This window comes from Streptomyces sp. A0642 (genome assembly GCF_004795105.1).
In the GTDB taxonomy this organism is placed as follows: domain Bacteria; phylum Actinomycetota; class Actinomycetes; order Streptomycetales; family Streptomycetaceae; genus Streptomyces.
Genome location: NZ_SSBL01000004.1, coordinates 1 through 17,022, shown reverse-complemented (window position 1 = coordinate 17,022; position 17,022 = coordinate 1). Strand labels below are relative to the sequence as shown.

Below are 17,022 nucleotides of genomic sequence, written 5' to 3'. Positions count from 1 at the left end.
ACGATGCGGAGCGACCGTGACCCCTGCCAGCGCCACCGAACCGGCAGCCGGCGCTCGTACGCTGGCCCACCCCGCGCGGGACGAGATCAGGCTCGAAACGGTCCTGCACGCGCTCTCCGACCCGGTACGGCTGTGCGTGGTCCGCGAACTGGCCGCCGCCGACGACGAGCTCACCTGCTCCCGGTTCGACCTTCCGGTGACCAAGTCCACCAGCACGCACCATTTCCGGGTGCTCCGCGAGAGCGGCATCGTCCAGCAGGTCTACCGCGGGACCGCCAAGATGAACGGGCTCCGGCGCGAGGACCTGGAGGCGCTCTTCCCCGGGCTGCTCGACCGCGTGCTGGAGGCGGCGAACCTCCAGGCCGGCCGTCTGGGCAAGGACTGACGGCCACGGGCTGTGCCGCGTCGGTCACCCCGGTCCGTCGCCACGCGCCGCTCCCAGCAGCCCCGGCCAGTCCGGGATCTTCACCGGCCCCCGGCCGAGCGACCGTCCCAGCGTCGCCTCCGCCCGCTCGATCGACAGCCAGCCGTCCCACTCCACCGGCCGCAGCCCCCAGGACCGCAGTACGGCGAGGGGGTCCCGGGCCGAAGGCCGCCCCGCCAGCAGCGGCGCGTCCTCGATCAGCGACGCCACGGTCTCCTTCGCGCACGAACGGTTCGACCCGATGACACCCGTCGGGCCGCGCTTGATCCACCCGGCCACGTACTCCCCGGGCGAGGGGACCCCGTCCCGCAGCACCCGCCCGGCCCGGTGCGGCACCGTGCCGTGCACCGCGTCGAACGGCAGCCCGGGCAGCGGCATGCCCCGGTAGCCGACCGCCCGCAGGACGAGCTCGGCGCCGATCTCCTCGTACGTCCCCGTGTCGCGGACCCCGCCGTTCCCGTCCGGGACCGTACGGGCGAACCGGACACCGGCCACCCGGCCCGCCCGCTCCAGCAGTTCGACCGGGCGCAGGAAGAACCGGAGCCCGATGGTCCTGGGGCGGCCGTCACCCGTCCCGGGCGGACCGCCGGCCCAGCCGCGCAGCACGTCGAGATTGCGCCGGACCATCGCGGGCAGCGGCGGGGAGCCCGCCACCGCGTCCCCGTACGCGGGGTCCAGGGCGAGCTCCGCCGGGTCCACGACCATCCGCGCCCCGGGGAGCGAGCCGAGCTCGCGGAGCTCCTTGGTGGTGAACCGCGCCTGGGAGGGGCCGCGCCTGCCCGCCATGTGCACCTCGCGCACCCGGCTGCCGGCCAGCACGCCGAGTGCGGGCTGCGGCACGTCGGTGGGGCGCAGTTCGTCCGCGCCCCGTACGAGGATCCGCGCCACGTCGACCGCCACGTTACCGATCCCGATCACGACGGCCGAACGGGCCCGCAGCGCGAAGAGACCCGCGGCCGTGTCCGGGTGGGCGCTGTACCAGGAGACGAACTCGGTCGCCGAATGGCTGCCGGGCAGCTCCTCGCCGGGGATGCCCAGCGGGCGGTCCGTGGCCGCTCCGACGCAGTAGACGACCGCGTCGTAGAGCTCGCCCAGCCGCTCGGGGGACACCCCGTCCCCGCCCACGGCGACATTGCCGACGAAGGTGACGCGCTCGTGCTCCAGGACGGCCCGCAGGCTCTGCTGGAGCGATTTGATCTTCTCGTGGTCCGGCGCGACGCCGTACCGCACCAGTCCGTACGGACAGGGCAGCCGGTCCAGGACGTGCACCCGCACCTCGGGCACCAGGTTCTGGGCCACCAGAGCCTGGGCGGTGTAGACCCCGCTGGGGCCGGAGCCGACGACGGCGACACGGAGCACGGCGCACCTCTTCCCTGAGGGTGTCTCCAGCATCGCACCGGCGGGCCCGGCGGGGGAGAGGCGCGCCCCGGGCTCCTGGGAGACACGCGTCCGTCAGGGGCCCCGGCCCTCCGGGCCCCGCCCTCAGGAGGACAGGGCGCGCATCCGGTCGATCTCGCTGGTCTGCTGGGCCACGACGTCGCCGGCCATCTCCTCGACCTGCACGTTGTTGCCCTCCGACAGGACCTCGGTCGCCATGGTGATCGCACCCTGGTGGTGCGCGATCATCAGCTTGAGGAACAAATGGTCGAACGCGGTCCCCTTCGCGGCCCTGAGCTCGTCCAGTTGTCCGGGCGTGGCCATGCCGGGCATCGCGCCGTGCTCGTGCTCGCCGGGCTGCCCGGACCGGCCGTGACGGGTCAGCCACCCCTCCATCGCGCCGATCTCGGGCTGCTGGGCGGCGGTGATGCGTTCGGCGAGTCTCCTGACCGCCGCCGAACGGGCACGGGCCGGCACGAGTCCGGTCAACTCCAGTGCCTGCGCGTGGTGCTGGATCATGAGCTGCACATACCGGACGTCCGCCGAGTTGGGGCTGTCCACCCCGGCCTCCTTGACGGCCTGTGAGGGGGAGAGCGTCCGTGCGGGTTCGCCCGGCTTTCCGGGCGCCACGACCGAACCCGCCCGGTGCGCCTCGGACTTCGAGCCGCTGTCACCGCTGCCCGCGTCGCAGCCGGCCGAGGTGAGCACGGCTGCCGCGACGGCCGCGCCGAGGACGATGCCGCGCACCCGCAGGGACTGACGACGAATCAACAAAGCGACCTCCGGGGACACAAGGGTGGTTGCGCTCTGTCCTAACACGTCGACGCACAGCTTTGATCAAAAACTTTTATTACGTCTCTGTTGCCATCTGTTGGGATGCCCATGGCAAGGACGATACTGCCGGAGTCCGTGAACCGGCCAACTACATTTGGATCCATGGGAGGACGCAGTGACCTCGTTGCACACCACCCCGGTGCGGCGCAGACGTCTGGGCGTGGCGGCAGCCGCCGCCGGGCTCTTCGCCACTTTGCTGATGGCCGGGCCCGCGGCCGCGACACCCGACCCCGGGGACGCGACCGCGAGCCGAACCGATCTCTCCGCGAGCCAGGAAGCGGACGCGACCGCCGCGATCGCGAGCGGTGAGATACCCGGCGTGGACGAGATCGTCCACAGTCGTAACGTCACCCACCTCGCCAACGTCCCGAAGGACGCGCTCCAGGGACTGAACACGGACCTCGCGTTCCAGGGGAAGTACGCCTTCGCCGGAAACTACGACGGCTTCCGGATCTTCGACATCAGCAATCCGAAGGCGCCCCGCACGATCGCCCAGGTTTTGTGCCCCGGATCGCAGAACGACATCTCGGTCTCCGGGAACCTGCTGTTCCTGTCCACGGACTCCTCGCGCAGCGACAACTCCTGCAGCAGCACCACCCAGCCCGCCACGGAGAAGTCCTCCTGGGAGGGCATGAAGGTCTTCGACATCAGCGACAAGCGCAACCCGAAGTACGTCGCCGCCGTCGAGACCGCGTGCGGATCGCACACCCACACGCTGGTTCCCGAGCGCAAGAACGTCTACGTGTACGTCTCCTCGTACTCGCCGAACACGACGTTCCCCGACTGCCAGCCGCCGCACGACGGGATCTCCGTCATCAAGGTGCCGCGCAACGCGCCCGAAGAGGCACGCATCGTCAACTTCCCGGTCCTCTTCCCGGACGGCGGCAACCCGGGCGCTCCCACCAACCCGGGCGTTTCCAAGACCACGGGCTGCCACGACATCACCGTGCTGCCGTCCAAGGACCTGGCGGCCGGCGCCTGCATGGGTGACGGCCTGCTGTTCTCCATCAAGGACCCGGAGAACCCGAAGATCATCGACCGGGTGCAGGACAACGTGAACTTCGCGTTCTGGCACTCCGCGACGTTCAACCAGCGGGCCGACAAGGTGGTCTTCACCGATGAGCTCGGCGGCGGCGGCGCGGCCACCTGCAACGAGGAGATCGGCCCGAAGCGCGGCGCCGACGGCATCTACGACATCGTCGGCAGGGGCGACCACCGCAAACTCGTCTTCCGCAGCTACTTCAAGATCGACCGCCCGCAGGCCGCGACCGAGGTCTGCGTCGCCCACAACGGTTCGATCATCCCGGTCAAGGGCCGCGACCTGATGGTCCAGGCCTGGTACCAGGGCGGCGTCTCGGTGTGGGACTTCACCGACTCCTCCCACCCCCAGGAGATCGGCTTCTTCGAGCGCGGCCCCGTCAGCACCGACGCGGTCACCACCGCCGGCCCGTGGTCGGCGTACTACTACAACGGCTACATCTACTCCAACGACATCGCCAAGGGATTCGACGTCCTGAAGATCGACGACCGGCGGACCGACCCGGCGAAGCGGGTGCGGACGGACGAGCTGAACGTCCAGACGCAGCCGGACTACTTCGACCGCTGAGGCGCTGCGCTCCTCGACGGCTGGGGCCGCTGAAGCTTCTGAGGCGCTGCGCTCGCGAGTCGGCCGAGGAGGCTGCTCGCCGGCCGCCGAGCAGGGCGGCCGGCCGACCGCCGGAGCACACGGCCGGTCCCGCCCGGGTCTTCACCCGGGAGGGACCGGCCTTCTCGCTGCGTCCCCGTTCATTGACCGATCCGCCGCGCCGGGACATGCTGTACCCCCCGCGGTGACCGGCTGTCGCGGCCGGTCCGTCACGCGGTCCCCGGCCCGTACCGCCGGCCGGGGTGACCGGCTGGTTCCGGCGACGCAGGGGATCGCCGGAATCAGACGTCTCAGGCGGCCTCGTACCGGTGCGCCCGGCCGCCCCGCCATTCGACCCACTCCGGGTCGTCCAGGATGCGCTCGGGGTCGTCGAGCCCCGCACCCTCCAGGAACACGATCACTTCGTGGTCCGAGTGCGCGAGGCCGAGTATCTGGACCCGCCCGCCGCGCTGCACGGTGACGCGCCGCCCTCCGGAAGGGGACGGCCGGAAGATCACGATCGGGGGAGAAGTCATGCCTCCAGGGTGCGACGCGAGGGAAGCCGGCGCACAGCGAACCGGGAACCCGGCCGACGGCGGATCGGACAGGCGTGCGCGAGCCCCGCGGGCGGTGCCGGTCCGGGAGCCGCAGGCGGGGTCACACGGGTCACGCTGTCAGGCAGGTCACACGGTCATGCCGGTCACTCGGGCTACGCCCTCAGGCGGGTCAGTCAGGTCACACGGGTCATGCCGGTCACACGAGCCACGCCGTCAGGCGGGTCAGGCGGCGGACCTGGCGCTGCCACCCGTTGCCGCGGCCCACTCGACCAGCAGCCGCTGGTACTCCTCCTCGTCCTCAGGGGACAGGCATCCGCCCGAACGCTGCCACAGGTCGCGAATGTCTTCATTCACCACTGCGGCGGGACGCACGGAACCGGACGGGCACGGAGTCGGGGACATACCTACCAGGCTAAGGCCCCGATGTGACAATCCGACCCATGGCGCGTCAGGGACATCTCTCACATGTTTCTCAGGCAACCCCGGCGGCCAGTCCGAGCTCCCGCAGTCCGTCCGGCCGCTCGTCCACCGGCGCATGCTGCACGAATCGCACCGCGCACCCCAGTGCGGACGCCCCGCCGTCCGCGTGCCGGTCGTCGCCGACCATCACCACATCGGCCGGATCCTGTCCCAGAAGTGTGCAGGCGGTGTGGAAGAGCCGTGCGTCCGGCTTCTGTACCCCGTGCTCGAAGGACAGCACGTACGCGTCCACGTAGGAGTCCAGACCGTGGGCGCGGAAGACCGGTCTGAGGTCCCACCCGATGTTGCTGACGACGCCGATCGCGACGCCCCGGTCGCGCAGCGAGGCGAGCACCTCGGCGGCGTCCGGATAGGGCTGCCAGGCCGCCGGGCTCAGGTGCCTGTCGTACAGGGCGTCGTACAGCGCCGGATCGGGCAGCTCCACCTGGCGCGCCAGGCCCGTGTACGCCTCGCGGTGCAGGGACGCGCTCTCGTCACGCGTGGCCCACGTCGCAGCCAGGTGTCCCGGCACCTGGTGCGGGGGAGGGCCGCCCGGCAGTGCGCCGGAGATCTCGAGCTCGCGTGCGTACTGCTCGAAGTCGGCGCGGTCCACATGCAGCCCCCGCTCCGCCAGGGTCGCCGCGAGCCAGGAGCGGACGGATTCGATCCGGAACAGCGTCCCGGAGAAGTCGAAGAGGGCACCCTTGATCGGCATGGCCCGATCCTCGCCGAGGGGGTGCCGACGCGGCAAGGAGGCGTGTTCAGCCCTCTTCCGTACGCTGCCGGGAGGCGTACCGGTCGTATCCGGCCGTGGCGAGGGCGGTCAGGGCCGCGCCGAGCAGCCAGCCGCCCAGGACGTCGGAGGGCCAGTGCACGCCCAGATAGAGCCGGGTGAGACCGACGCCCAGCACCGAGACCGCCGCGGCGGCCAGAGCCGTCCTGCGGATCCAGGGGCGGGCGCCGGACCGGCGCAGCAGCCAGAGCAGCAGACCGCAGGTCACCATCGCCGTCATCGCGTGTCCCGAGGGGAACGCGGCGTAGTGGGCGGAGTCCACCGGGTCGGGCCACCGGGGGCGCTCCCGGCCGATGGCGGCCTTGACGCCCTGCTGGAGGAGGCTGGAGACCAGGGTCGTCGCTACCACCCAGGCCGCGAGCACCCGGTCCCCGCGCCGCCACAGGACGACGGCGGCCACCGCGATCAGGGCGCGCATCGTCCACGGGTCCCACAGCCAGTCCGTCAGCAGCCGGTTCACATGGACGAGACCCGGCTCCGTCACCGCCCTCCGGTGCAGCGCCTCGGCGAGATCGCGGTCCAGGCGCACCAGGGGAGACCATCGCCCGGAGACCAGGGCCACCAGCCCGAGGGCGAGGGCCCCGCAGACGGCCCCCGCCCGCGGCACCGGCGAGGAGGTGCGGGTGCGAGTGCGGTGCGCGGGGGAGAGGAGCGGGGAGTGCATGGAGCAATCCTTGCCGAAGGCGGGTCCCGGGGCCATCCCGACGCACCCCACGTTCCGTGGGTGCCGTGGGCGGGCGCCGTGGCGGCGAGCCGCGCGGGCTTTCGCGGGCGCCCCGGGTCGACGCGGCCCACGTGCAGTCAGCGCGGAGGTGGGCGCCCGGGCGGCGAGCGGCAGGGTTCCGCGGGCGCGTCAGGCGGCGGGGCCGCCCCCGTGCAGTGAGCGCGGAGGTGGGCGGCGGGCGCCGTGGCGGCGGACCGGGCGGGCTTCCATATTCGCCGTGGGCCCCGTGGGCGCGCGGGCTTCCGTGTGCGCCGTGTGCGTCGGAGGGCCGCGCGGGCGTCCCGGGTCGACGCGGCCCACGTGCAGTCAGCGCGGAGGTGGGCGCCAGGGCGGCGAGCGGCAGGGTTCCGCGGGCGCGCCAGGCGCCGGGGCCGCCTATCGCAGTGCGCTCAGCGCGGGGACGAAGGCCACCAGCAGCGGAACCGCCGGCAGGAGCGTGGCCGCCGCGGTGAGCCGCAGCCGACGACCCGCCGTGAGCCGGCCCGCAGGGGCCAGCAGTCGGTTCACCCGCAGCGGCATCTGCGCGTCCGGCGTCGGGCAGGGACCGAACACGCCGCGTTCCTCGTTCAGTTCGACCAGGGCCAGCGCGATCGTCAGACGGCCGAAGCGCCGGGAAGCCATGTCGTCGGCGGACAGTTCGACGAGCCGGTGCATCTCGCCGCGGAAGGCCGCGAACACCGGAACCTGCGGGAAACCGGAGGCCAGCGCGGCCGAGCAGTTGAGCAGCCAGTCGTGGCGCGCGTTCGCGTGCCCCTGTTCGTGGGCGAGCACCGCATCGAGCTGACGACCCTTCAGCCGGCCCAGCGCACCGGTGGTGATGACCAGCCGCGGCGCCGTGCCGGGCAGCCACCAGGCGTCCGGGCGCTCGCCCTCCAGGACCACCAGCCGCTCACTGCCCGGCTCCTCGCCGGGCAGCAGCGGCGCACGCACCAGGAGTTCGGCCCGTCGCCGCCTGCGCTCCAGGCCGCCGCGGCGGATCTCACGGGTCAGCATCGCGGCGGTCCACAGCCCACCCAGGGCCAGCAGTACGGCCATCACGGCCGACCACGGTCCGTAGGCGGCGAGCGCGTAGGCCTCGACGACGGCGTGCGGGGCGGGCGCGAACACATGACCGCGCACCGCCTGCCAGGCCGCGGCCGCGCTGAAGGTCATGGACAACGCGAAGGACAGCAACACCCCGGCCACCACGCACTGCCACACCCACAGCGCCACCACCGGCTCGCGCTCGGGCCACTCGGCCCGTGCCATCAGCCGCGGGGTCACGACGGCGGCCAGTGCACCGAGCAGCAGCAGCGCGAGGGAGACCAACATGGCGTCAGCCTATGAGCGGTACGGCGCGCACGGGTATGGCTGCGCAGGGCAAGTGACGTACGCCACGGTGTACGGGGCCCCGTGTCTCACAGGGTGAGCAGCATGGCGAACATGGCTATCGCCATGGTCAGCCGGCAGGCCAGCGCCAGTTCCGGCCGAGCCGCCCAGCCGCCCTCCGGCGGACCGCCGGCGACGGCCCCGCCGCCCCCGACGGGGGTGGCGGTCACGGGTATCAGCCGGGCGCCGGAGCGCAGTACGTAGGCGGCGTAGTAGGCGAGGAGCAGTCCGGTCAGCAGGGGAACGCCGCCCGCGGCGGCCATGGCGTGGGACGCGTGACCCCCGTGCCCCGCTCCGCCGGAGCGCGCCATCACGACGGACATGTAGACGATCGCACCGGAGCCGACGAGGTGGTGCAGATGGTGACCCTTGCGGCGGGAGAACCACAGGGCGCGCAGGGCGGCGACGCCGAACAGCACCGTGTACAGCACCCAGCCCCACACCGGCGGGGCGACGACAGCCGCCGGCAGGGCCATCGCGGCCATGCCGAAGCCCATCAGCGCCTCCGCGCGCGCCGTCCTGCGTTCCTCGCCGGTCCCGTCGCGGGCCCGCAGCAGGCAGTACGCGCCCGTCGCCGCGCACAACGCCATGAGCAGCCAGCCGGACATCGCAGGTCCGTGCACAGCAGTCCTCCCCCCGGGCGAACGGCATCGCCTTCGTCTAGTCGATGCCCATGGCCCGACGCCCGCACGCGGCGCACGGGGGCAAGGGGGAGCGCGCGGCGGGGGTGAATCGCGGCGCGGAGGTGACGGGGCCGCTCTGAAACGGGGCTGCCGGGCGAGCGGGAAGAGGTCCGGAACCCGCTCCGGCGCCTGAGGGTTACGCTGCTGGCGCACGGCGACAGCAGAGAAACGGAGAGCCTCACCATGGACACCGCCCCGCCCCGCGACCCGGGTCAGCTGACCTTCCGTGACGCGACCGACGCGGACGTGCCCGCGCTCGTCGAGCTGATCCAGTCCGCGTACCGCGGAGACTCCAGCCGCGCGGGGTGGACCACCGAGGCGGACATCCTGCAGGGGCAGCGCACCGATCCGCAGGGGGTGCGCGACGTGGTCCACGCGCCCGGGAGCCGGCTGCTCGTCGTGGAGCGGGACGGCGAGCCCGTCGCCTGCTGCCAGCTCGAACACCGCGGCGAGGCGGCCTACTTCGGCATGTTCGCGGTCCGTCCCTCGCTCCAGGGCGCGGGGCTCGGCAAGGTGATCATCGCCGAGGCGGAGCGTACCGTCCGGGAGAGCTGGGGCGCACGCGAGATGCACATGACCGTGATCTCGGTGCGTGAGGAACTGATCGCCTGGTACGAACGCCGCGGCTACCGCCGTACGGGGCAGCTGAGCCCGTTCCCGTACGGCGATGAGCGCTTCGGGGTTCCGCAGCGCGACGATCTCGCCTTCGAGCTGCTGGTCAAGGAGCTGTCCGGGAGCTGACCGCAAGGTCCGTGCGGGCCCGGGCGGGTGGTGGACGCCCCGCCCGGCCCGCGGACGAACGGGACCGACATCGAAGGCGCGCCCCTGTCGGACGCACGTCCTACGCGGTGAAACGGCCCGCGCGACGGATCTCCGGGAAGTCGGTGGTCGCGCCGTCGAGTCCCAGTCCGCGGGCCAGGCGCAGATGATCCTGCGTGTTGACCACCCAGCCGACCACCGTCAGCTTCTCGGCGTGGGCCCTCTCCACCAGCTCCAGCGTGATGCGCCTGATGTTGAGCACCAGGCGCGTGGCGCCCACCGCCTTCGCCCGGTCCACCAGGTCGCCGCCCCAGCGGCTGGCCACGAGGGCCGTCCGCACGCCCGGCACGAGCTGGGCGATCTCGGCGATCGCCTCGTCGTGGAACGAGATCACCTCGACCCGGTCCACGAGATCGCGCCGCCGCATCACCTCGGCGAGCGTCCGGGCGGCGGCCACGTCCTTGATCTCCGCCTGCAGGGGGGACCGCACAGCGTCGAGGACCTCCTCGAAGACCGGCACGCGTTCGCCCTGACCGGCGTCGAGTTCGCGCAGCTCCGCCAGGGTCTTCTCGGCGATCGGCCCCTTGCCGTCGGTCGTCCGGTCCACCTCGGCGTCGTGCATGACGGCGAGGGCGCCGTCCTTGGTCAGGTGGAGGTCCAGCTCGATGAGGTCCATCCCGGCCTGTTCGGCGTGGACGAACGACCGGAGCGTGTTCTCCGGCTCGACACCCATCACCCCGCGATGGCCGATGGTGAGAAAAGACAAGGGATTCTCGCTTCCGTCGACGGCTCCTCCCCCCTGCCTACCCAACTGGCGCGACGGCATGACCGACACGGATCCCCTGGGGCGGGATATCCCTGGCGGGCACGAGGCGCGGACCCGGTTCGTCCACTGAAGAGGCCGTCGAAACGCTGAGTGACAGGAAAAATCGCGGTGACCATGGAGGTCGGCAGGATAATTTCCAGGTCCCCACTTGTCTCGGGGAACCGCACACGGATACGGTTGCTTGACGCGAGCTTCTCCCGTGGAGGAAGTCTGATGACGGAAATTCTTGTGCACGACGTCGCCGACGGCGACATAGCTTCCGCCCGGCGGGTGATCGAGCACCCGGCCTGGCCCGCGCTCAAGAATGCCGTGGAGGAGATCCGCCCCTGGCAGTCGAAGGACGGCTCCATCGACTTCGACGCCGAGGGCGCACCCGCGCCCGCCGCCGCCGAGGCGGTCCTGGACCGGGTGACCAACGCGGTCGAGGAGCTCTCGCCGCTCCTCCCGCACGACGCCGAGTACCACCGCGCCCTCGTCGCGGACCTGCGTCGCTGGGCCGCCGACGGGTTCGGCGTACCCGACTTCCTCGACTCCCTGCTGGCCTTCCAGCCCGCCCGGAACCGCGTCGACGGGCTCCAGCACCTCGTGGTCTTCGCGATGTACACGCAGAACGGCAATCCGGACCGCAATCTCGAAGCCGTGGTGCTCCGGATGGTCTGGCCCGAGTGGCTCGCCGACCTGGAGGCGACCCGTTACGACAACCCGCTGTTCTGCGGCATCACCTTCGAGGACTTCACCTCCGGGTACGACACCAATTCCGCCGTGCTCTTCCCGGAGACCATCGCCGTGCGCGAAGCCCCCGAGCGCTTCAGCTGGGGCGGCATCTTCTGCGACCGCGAGGCCGCCCGCTTCCGCCGCGTCACCGAGGCCTCCGTCGAGCTCCTGGGCGTCGAGCTGCCCGAGGACATCCGTGAGATGGTCGCCGACCAGAAACGCTGTGAGCAGGCCTTCGTGCTCTGGGACATGGTCCACGACCGCACCCACAGCCACGGCGACCTGCCGTTCGACCCGTTCATGATCAAGCAGCGGCAGCCGTTCTGGATGTACGGGCTCGAGGAGCTGCGCTGCGACCTCACCGCTTTCAAGGAGGCCGTGAAGCTGGAGGCCGACGGCTTCGGCCAGGGCCGCGACGTGCAGTACGCCGTGCTGTTCGACCGTATGTTCCGCTTCCCCGTCACCGGCGAGCGCGTCCGCAACTACGACGGACTCGGCGGCCAGCTGCTCTTCGCCTACCTCCACAAGCACGACGTCGTGCGCTGGACGGACAACACCCTGAAGATCGACTGGGAGCGGGCCCCCCAGGTCACCAACCAGCTGTGCGCCGAGATCGAGAAGTTGTACCGGGACGGCATCGACCGGCCCAAGCTCGTCCACTGGTTCGCCGCGTACGACCTGGTCGCGACGTATCTCGCCCCGCACCCCGGGTCCCGCTGGGCCAAGGGCCCCGACGCGCTGGACCTCTCCCAGCCGCCCCGCAAACTCGTCGACGACGTGCTTCCCGACGAGTTTCCCCTGAGCATGTTCTATGAGGCGCTCTCCAAGAAGCTGAAGACCGTGATCGCCTCGACCAAGGGAATCACCGCCGCGGACGCCGGGCAGGCAGCCGCGTGAGCGCACGTCGTGAGGAGGCGGTGGCCATGAACGGAAACGGCAAGGGCGACGGGAACGGTGCGCTCGAAGGTGCCGTGGTCGCCGTCGCGGGGGCGGCCGGTCCTGCGGGGCGGGCGACCCTGCTCCGGCTCGCCGAGGCGGGCGCGACGGTCGTCGCCTCGGACGCCAACGCCGCCCGGCTCGCCGAGGCGGTGGACGCGGCACGCTACGCCCACGGCGGCGCCACCGTCACCGGTGACACCGTGGACCTGCTCGATCTCGGCGCCGCCCGTGAATGGGCCGACAAGACCGAGAAGGAATTCGGCAGGATCGACGGGCTGGTCCACCTCGTGGGCGGCTGGCGCGGCAGCAAGACGTTCGCCGACACCGATCTCGCCGACTGGACGCTGCTGGAGAAGCTGCTGATCCGCACGGTCCAGAGCACCTCGCTGGCCTTCCAGGACGGCCTCCAGCGCAGCGACCGCGGCCGCTACGTGCTGATCAGCGCGGCCGGCGCGAGCAACCCCACCGCGGGCAACGCCGCCTACGCGGCGTCGAAGGCCGCGGCGGAGGCCTGGACCCTCGCGCTCGCGGACGCCTTCCGCAAGGCGGGGGGCGACGAGGGCCCGCGGAGCGCTGCTGCGATCCTGGTCGTGAAGGCACTGGTGCACGACGCGATGCGCGCCGAGCGCCCGAATGCGAAGTTCGCGGGCTTCACCGACGTCAAGGAACTGGCCGATGCCATCGCCGGCGTCTGGGACCAGCCCGCCCCCGAAGTGAACGGAAAGCGCCTGTGGCTGACCCCGCAACCGTAAGGACCGACGCGCGTCGTCACCACGACCCGCAGGTGCGCGGATTCGCCAGTGACAACTACGCGGGGACCCACCCGGAGGTACTCGCGGCCCTCGCCCTCGCCAACGGCGGCCACCAGATCGCCTACGGCGAGGACGAGTACACCGGCCATCTCCAGCGCGTGATGCACAGCCACTTCGGCCCCACGGCCGAGGCCTTCCCGGTCTTCAACGGGACGGGCGCCAACGTGGTCGCGCTCCAGGCGATGACCGACCGCTGGGGCGCGGTGATCTGCGCCGAGTCCGCTCACATCAACGTGGACGAGGGCGGCGCGCCGGAGCGGGTCGGCGGCATCAAGCTGCTCACCGTGCCCACCGACGACGGCAAGCTCACCCCGGAGCTCATCGACCGGCAGGCGTACGGCTGGGACGACGAGCACCGGGCCATGCCGCAGGTCGTCTCGATCACCCAGAACACCGAGCTGGGCACCGTCTACACGCCCGACGAGATCCGGGCCATCTGCGAGCACGCCCACGGGCACGGCATGAAGGTCCACCTCGACGGAGCCCGCATAGCCAACGCCGCGGCCTCCCTCGACGTACCGATGCGTACGTTCACCAACACCGTCGGCGTCGACGTGCTCTCGTTCGGCGGGACGAAGAACGGGGCCCTCTTCGGCGAGGCCGTCGTGGTGCTGAACCCGGACGCCGTCCGGGCGATGAAGCATCTGCGCAAACTGTCGATGCAGCTCGCCTCCAAGATGCGCTTCGTGTCCGTGCAACTGGAGGCGCTGCTCGCGGGCGATCTGTGGCTGCGCAACGCCCGGCACGCCAACACCATGGCCCAGCGGCTCGCGGAGGGCGTCCGTTCGGTGGGCGGCGTGGAGATCCTCCACCCCGTCCAGGCCAACGCCGTCTTCGCGCGGCTGCCGCACGAGGTGAGCGAGCGGCTGCAGAAGCGCTTCCGGTTCTACTTCTGGGACGAGAAGGCCGGTGACGTGCGCTGGATGTGCGCCTTCGACACCACGGAGGACGACGTCGACGCGTTCGTCCTCGCCCTGAAGGAAGAGATGGCCGCGCAGTAGCACGCGGACACAATGTGCATGGATATGCGGCCGACCGGAAACTCATTGACTCCGGTCGGCCGCTTCCCTACGCTCATCGGCCATGGAGCTGATCCAGCAAACCCCTGACATCTCGGCGTATCTGGCTGCCGACGACGCGATCGACCACGAACACCCGCTGGTCCGCGACACGGCCGCACGGTTGCGCTCCGGCACCGTCGACGCATACTCATACGCGGAGGCGGCCTACTGCTTCGTGCGGGACACCATCCCGCACTCCGCCGACTCGGGCGACATGCGCGTCAGCTGGCGCGCCTCGGACGTCCTCGCCACCCGCAACGGCATCTGCCACGCCAAATCGCACGCCCTGGCCGCGCTGCTCCGTGCGGAGGGCATTCCGGCCGCACTCTGCTACCAGGCGCTCGCCGAGGACGACGGAACGCCCGGCGTGGTGCACGGGCTGATCGCGGTCCGGCTCCCCGGGCGGGACCGCTGGAGCCGGCTGGACGCACGGGGCAACCAGCCGGCGGGCGTGGACGCACGGTTCTCGCTGGACGAGGAGAAGCTGGCCTGGCCCGTCCGGCCCGAACTTCACGAAGTGGACTACCCGACGCTCTACGCCGCGCCGCACCCGGCGGTCCTGCGGGGCCTTCGGACAGCCGCCGACCGCGAGGAGCTCTGGCGCGCGCTGCCCACCGCGCTCTGACGTCGGCGGTACGGAGCCCGAGCGTCGCAGGGGAGCCGGGCGCGCACGGAGCCGCGGGCCGGTCCGCCGGAACACCCCGGCCGACCGGCCCACGGCCCATCCACGCATCCGCGCTCCCGGGCGACGTGCCGGCGTCGCGCCTTCGCGTGGGCCGTCAGCTGCGCTCGCGGACCTCGGCGGCGGTCGGAGCCGTACCGCCGAGGTGCGAGGGCACCCACCAGGTGTCGCTCGCGTCCTTCGGGCGCACCGGGTAGGCGCGCTGGGCCGCCTCGAGCAGCTCCTGGACGCGCTCGCGCAGCCGCCGGGTGATCGCGCCCGCGTACTGGTCGGCCGGGGCCTCCAGCGGCTCGCCCACCCGGATCGTCACCGGGATGTGGCTGCGCCGGAAATTGCGGGGGCGTCCCTTGGTCCACAGGCGCTGGGTGCCCCACAGCGCCATCGGGATCAGCGGCACACCGGCTTCCTGGGCCAGGCGGGCCGCGCCCGACTTGAAGCTCTTCAGCGTGAAGGACTCCGAGATCGTCGCCTCGGGGAACACTCCGACGATCTCGCCGGAGCGCAGTGATTCGAGGGCGTGCGCATACGCGTCCTCGCCCTGCTTGCGGTCGACCGGGATGTGCTTCATGCCCCGCATCAGGGGGCCCGAGACCTTGTGCCGGAACACCGACTCCTTGGCCATGAACCGCACCAGCCGCTTCTGCGGCAACGCGGAGAGGCCGGTGAAGATGAAGTCGAGATAACTGATGTGGTTGCTCACCAGAACCGCGCCACCGGTCTTCGGGATGTGCTCCGAACCCTGGGTGTCGATCTTCAGGTCGAGCGCCTTGAAAAACGTACGAGCGGCGCCGATGACCGGCCGATAGACGAGTTCTGCCATCTGGAGAAGACCCTTCTTCAGCGCCTGGGGAGGGTTCTCCCGGCGGAAGTTACGCAGCCGTAGGTTTTCGGCATTGGGCCGATCGTGCCCCATGCGCGTCGTGGTGGCCAGTCTCGGCGGCCGCGGGCCGCGAGATTCTCGTCACGTGGAACGGCAGGGAATGTCCCGGCTTCCTTGGGTGCTGAGTCTTTGCGTAGAGCTCTGACAGGAGGCCGAAGGTGGACGGGCGAGCACGTGCGGACAGGCTGGACGCAGCCCAACTCGGCGTCGAATTGGGGGAGAAAGCCACGCTCGTCCAGTTCTCCAGTGCGTTCTGCCAGCCCTGCCGGGCCACCCGCCGCACCCTCGCGGAGGTGGCGGGCATGGTCGACGGCGTCGCCCATGTCGAGATCGACGCCGAGGCGCATCTCACTCTGGTGCGGGCGCTCGACATCAGGAGAACCCCGACGGTCCTGGTACTCGACGCTTCGGGAGTGGTGGTGCGCCGGGCCGTCGGACAGCCGCGCACCGTCGACGTCGTCGCCGCGCTGGGACAGGCGATGTGACGGACCGTGATGCATCTCCCACCTGGTGGGACGCTCTTGACGGCACCCGCCGCGCATCGTCAGTCTGACGCTATGCCGCCAGAACTCCTTCTCTACGGCCGGGTCCATGTCGACCTGGCCCGCAACGCGAGTGCGCGCTGTCCGGATGCCTGAGCATCCACGGCCCCGCACTCCCGACGCGCAGAAGGACCTCTCCATGACGGCATCAGCCGAGACCGATACCCCCCGGACGGCAACCCCGGACCTCCTGCGGTCCGTGTTCCGGCAGCATGCCGCCGGTGTCGCCGTGATCACCGCGGCGGGCGACCGGCCCGTCGGCTTCACCGCCACCTCCCTCAACTCCGTCGCCGCCGATCCGCCGCTCATCTCCTTCGGCGTGGGCACCTCGTCCTCCAGCTGGCCGGTCGTCGCGGAGGCCGGCCACATCGGCGTCCACATACTCGGCGAGCATCAGCGGGATCTGGCCGCCACTTTCGCCCGCAGCGGCGCCGACCGGTTCGGGCCGTCCACCGGTTGGCGCAGTGGGCCGGAAGGTGTCCCGGTGCTGGACGGCGTGCTCGCCTGGCTCGTCTGCCGGGTCGTGGCGCGGATCCCGGCGGGAGACCACCGGATCGTGATCGCGCAGGCGGTCGTCGGCGATCCCGCCGGTGGCGGCAGGCCGCTCGTCTATCACCAGGGCAGGTTCACGGCTCTGCGGGAGTGACGGCCTTCCGGTCCCGCCGAGGCGCTCGGGCGTAGGCCAGATCACAAGGCAAAGCGCTTGCTTAATGGGCCTCGGATGGGTGTACTGGCGAGTAATCTTACGGTCGGAGCGTCGGTCGCCCTGACCGGAAAACGCCCCATCAGGCGCCTATGCTGCGTGCAACAAGGCAGCCCGGAAATGACGATGCAGTAGGAGAGCCGGCGTGAGCTTGAGGATCGTTGTCTGTGTGAAGTACGTGCCCGACGCGACCGGTGACCGGCATTTCGCCGATGACCTGACGTTGGATCGTGAGGATGTCGACGGTCTGCTGTCGGAGCT

At 71.3% G+C, this 17,022-nt stretch carries 19 protein-coding genes and 1 pseudogene; 10 read left to right on the top strand and 10 right to left on the bottom strand.

From position 1 onward, the window contains the following. Positions 1 to 16 precede the first annotated feature (16 nt). Entirely contained in the window at positions 17 to 385 is a 369-nt protein-coding gene (locus tag E6R60_RS09685) for a helix-turn-helix transcriptional regulator (protein ID WP_136326061.1), read from the top strand. A gap of 24 nt (positions 386 to 409) precedes the next feature. Here E6R60_RS09685 and E6R60_RS09680 read toward each other — a convergent pair whose 3' ends face one another. Together E6R60_RS09680 and E6R60_RS09675 are read right to left on the bottom strand one after the other, a co-directional pair. Then, positions 410 to 1,783: an FAD-dependent oxidoreductase gene (locus tag E6R60_RS09680; RefSeq protein WP_136326060.1), complete on the bottom strand. Its 1,374-nt coding sequence runs from the start codon at positions 1,781 to 1,783 to the stop codon at positions 410 to 412. Positions 1,784 to 1,906: 123 nt separating this feature from the next. Next, complete coding sequence (locus E6R60_RS09675; protein ID WP_240802481.1) at positions 1,907 to 2,575, bottom strand: DUF305 domain-containing protein; 669 nt, start codon at positions 2,573 to 2,575, stop codon at positions 1,907 to 1,909. Between the two features lie 175 nt (positions 2,576 to 2,750). Between E6R60_RS09675 and E6R60_RS09670 the strand changes: the two genes are divergently transcribed. Then, a complete protein-coding gene (locus E6R60_RS09670; RefSeq protein WP_136326058.1) occupies positions 2,751 to 4,241 on the top strand; it encodes a hypothetical protein in 1,491 nt (496 codons plus the stop codon). Positions 4,242 to 4,570: 329 nt separating this feature from the next. Here the strand turns inward: E6R60_RS09670 and E6R60_RS09665 are convergent, their stop codons facing one another. The 6 genes from E6R60_RS09665 to E6R60_RS09640 form a co-directional block, all read right to left on the bottom strand. After that, the gene (locus E6R60_RS09665) at positions 4,571 to 4,795 is read right to left on the bottom strand and encodes a hypothetical protein (RefSeq protein WP_136326057.1); all 225 of its coding nucleotides are present in this window, start codon (positions 4,793 to 4,795) and stop codon (positions 4,571 to 4,573) included. A 243-nt stretch (positions 4,796 to 5,038) separates the two neighbouring features. Continuing rightward, positions 5,039 to 5,218 (bottom strand): hypothetical protein, encoded by a 180-nt coding sequence (locus tag E6R60_RS09660; protein ID WP_136326056.1) that lies wholly within the window; start codon positions 5,216 to 5,218, stop codon positions 5,039 to 5,041. A gap of 70 nt (positions 5,219 to 5,288) precedes the next feature. Continuing rightward, positions 5,289 to 5,990 carry an HAD-IA family hydrolase gene (locus E6R60_RS09655; RefSeq protein WP_136326055.1) on the bottom strand — a complete coding sequence of 234 codons (702 nt, stop codon included), beginning with the start codon at positions 5,988 to 5,990 and terminating at the stop codon, positions 5,289 to 5,291. A 46-nt stretch (positions 5,991 to 6,036) separates the two neighbouring features. Beyond that, on the bottom strand, positions 6,037 to 6,732 hold the full coding sequence (locus E6R60_RS09650) for a phosphatase PAP2 family protein (RefSeq protein WP_136326054.1): 696 nt from the start codon (positions 6,730 to 6,732) through the stop codon (positions 6,037 to 6,039). A gap of 435 nt (positions 6,733 to 7,167) precedes the next feature. Continuing rightward, positions 7,168 to 8,103 (bottom strand): M56 family metallopeptidase, encoded by a 936-nt coding sequence (locus tag E6R60_RS09645; protein WP_136326053.1) that lies wholly within the window; start codon positions 8,101 to 8,103, stop codon positions 7,168 to 7,170. Positions 8,104 to 8,189: 86 nt separating this feature from the next. Beyond that, a complete protein-coding gene (locus E6R60_RS09640) occupies positions 8,190 to 8,783 on the bottom strand; it encodes a DUF5134 domain-containing protein (RefSeq protein ID WP_136326052.1) in 594 nt (197 codons plus the stop codon). Positions 8,784 to 9,026: 243 nt separating this feature from the next. Between E6R60_RS09640 and E6R60_RS09635 the strand changes: the two genes are divergently transcribed. Then, on the top strand, positions 9,027 to 9,584 hold the full coding sequence (locus tag E6R60_RS09635) for a GNAT family N-acetyltransferase (RefSeq protein WP_136326051.1): 558 nt from the start codon (positions 9,027 to 9,029) through the stop codon (positions 9,582 to 9,584). Between the two features lie 100 nt (positions 9,585 to 9,684). Here E6R60_RS09635 and E6R60_RS09630 read toward each other — a convergent pair whose 3' ends face one another. After that, the gene (locus E6R60_RS09630) at positions 9,685 to 10,368 is read right to left on the bottom strand and encodes a glycerophosphodiester phosphodiesterase family protein (protein ID WP_136326050.1); all 684 of its coding nucleotides are present in this window, start codon (positions 10,366 to 10,368) and stop codon (positions 9,685 to 9,687) included. Between the two features lie 273 nt (positions 10,369 to 10,641). On the opposite strand from E6R60_RS09630, the gene E6R60_RS09625 reads away from it, so the two are divergent. The 4 genes from E6R60_RS09625 (at position 10,642) to E6R60_RS09610 (ending at position 14,579) form a co-directional block, all read left to right on the top strand. Continuing rightward, positions 10,642 to 12,039: a DUF6421 family protein gene (locus tag E6R60_RS09625; protein WP_136326049.1), complete on the top strand. Its 1,398-nt coding sequence runs from the start codon at positions 10,642 to 10,644 to the stop codon at positions 12,037 to 12,039. 26 nt (positions 12,040 to 12,065) lie between these two features. After that, a complete protein-coding gene (locus tag E6R60_RS09620) occupies positions 12,066 to 12,833 on the top strand; it encodes an SDR family NAD(P)-dependent oxidoreductase (RefSeq protein WP_136326382.1) in 768 nt (255 codons plus the stop codon). Further along, complete coding sequence (locus E6R60_RS09615) at positions 12,812 to 13,894, top strand: low specificity L-threonine aldolase (RefSeq protein ID WP_136326048.1); 1,083 nt, start codon at positions 12,812 to 12,814, stop codon at positions 13,892 to 13,894. Before E6R60_RS09620 ends, E6R60_RS09615 begins: the two co-directional genes overlap by 22 nt. Positions 13,895 to 13,976: 82 nt before the next feature. Continuing rightward, complete coding sequence (locus tag E6R60_RS09610; protein ID WP_136326047.1) at positions 13,977 to 14,579, top strand: transglutaminase family protein; 603 nt, start codon at positions 13,977 to 13,979, stop codon at positions 14,577 to 14,579. 154 nt (positions 14,580 to 14,733) lie between these two features. On the opposite strand, the gene E6R60_RS09605 is transcribed toward E6R60_RS09610, so the two are convergent. Then, positions 14,734 to 15,456, bottom strand: coding sequence for a lysophospholipid acyltransferase family protein (locus E6R60_RS09605; protein ID WP_136326046.1), 723 nt, complete (start codon positions 15,454 to 15,456; stop codon positions 14,734 to 14,736). 218 nt (positions 15,457 to 15,674) lie between these two features. Here E6R60_RS09605 and E6R60_RS09600 point away from each other — a divergent pair, with 218 nt between their 5' ends. The 3 genes and pseudogenes from E6R60_RS09600 to E6R60_RS09590 form a co-directional block, all read left to right on the top strand. Then, complete coding sequence (locus E6R60_RS09600) at positions 15,675 to 16,001, top strand: thioredoxin family protein (RefSeq protein ID WP_136326045.1); 327 nt, start codon at positions 15,675 to 15,677, stop codon at positions 15,999 to 16,001. 196 nt (positions 16,002 to 16,197) lie between these two features. Next, entirely contained in the window at positions 16,198 to 16,704 is a 507-nt protein-coding gene (locus tag E6R60_RS09595) for a flavin reductase family protein (protein WP_136326044.1), read from the top strand. A 202-nt stretch (positions 16,705 to 16,906) separates the two neighbouring features. Then, a pseudogene (locus E6R60_RS09590) lies at positions 16,907 to 17,022 on the top strand (electron transfer flavoprotein subunit beta); the annotation flags it as partial.

What these genes read in the sequence shown, in the direction of transcription:
- E6R60_RS09665 (WP_136326057.1), bottom strand. Translation starts at nt 4,795, where the DNA reads ATGACTTCTCCCCCGATCGTGATCTTCCGGCCGTCCCCTTCCGGAGGG.
- E6R60_RS09610 (WP_136326047.1), top strand. Translation starts at nt 13,977, where the DNA reads ATGGAGCTGATCCAGCAAACCCCTGACATCTCGGCGTATCTGGCTGCC.
- E6R60_RS09660 (WP_136326056.1), bottom strand. Translation starts at nt 5,218, where the DNA reads ATGTCCCCGACTCCGTGCCCGTCCGGTTCCGTGCGTCCCGCCGCAGTG.
- E6R60_RS09605 (WP_136326046.1), bottom strand. Translation starts at nt 15,456, where the DNA reads ATGGCAGAACTCGTCTATCGGCCGGTCATCGGCGCCGCTCGTACGTTT.
- E6R60_RS09635 (WP_136326051.1), top strand. Translation starts at nt 9,027, where the DNA reads ATGGACACCGCCCCGCCCCGCGACCCGGGTCAGCTGACCTTCCGTGAC.
- E6R60_RS09645 (WP_136326053.1), bottom strand. Translation starts at nt 8,103, where the DNA reads ATGTTGGTCTCCCTCGCGCTGCTGCTGCTCGGTGCACTGGCCGCCGTC.
- E6R60_RS09595 (WP_136326044.1), top strand. Translation starts at nt 16,198, where the DNA reads ATGACGGCATCAGCCGAGACCGATACCCCCCGGACGGCAACCCCGGAC.
- E6R60_RS09650 (WP_136326054.1), bottom strand. Translation starts at nt 6,732, where the DNA reads ATGCACTCCCCGCTCCTCTCCCCCGCGCACCGCACTCGCACCCGCACC.
- E6R60_RS09620 (WP_136326382.1), top strand. Translation starts at nt 12,066, where the DNA reads ATGAACGGAAACGGCAAGGGCGACGGGAACGGTGCGCTCGAAGGTGCC.
- E6R60_RS09625 (WP_136326049.1), top strand. Translation starts at nt 10,642, where the DNA reads ATGACGGAAATTCTTGTGCACGACGTCGCCGACGGCGACATAGCTTCC.
- E6R60_RS09655 (WP_136326055.1), bottom strand. Translation starts at nt 5,990, where the DNA reads ATGCCGATCAAGGGTGCCCTCTTCGACTTCTCCGGGACGCTGTTCCGG.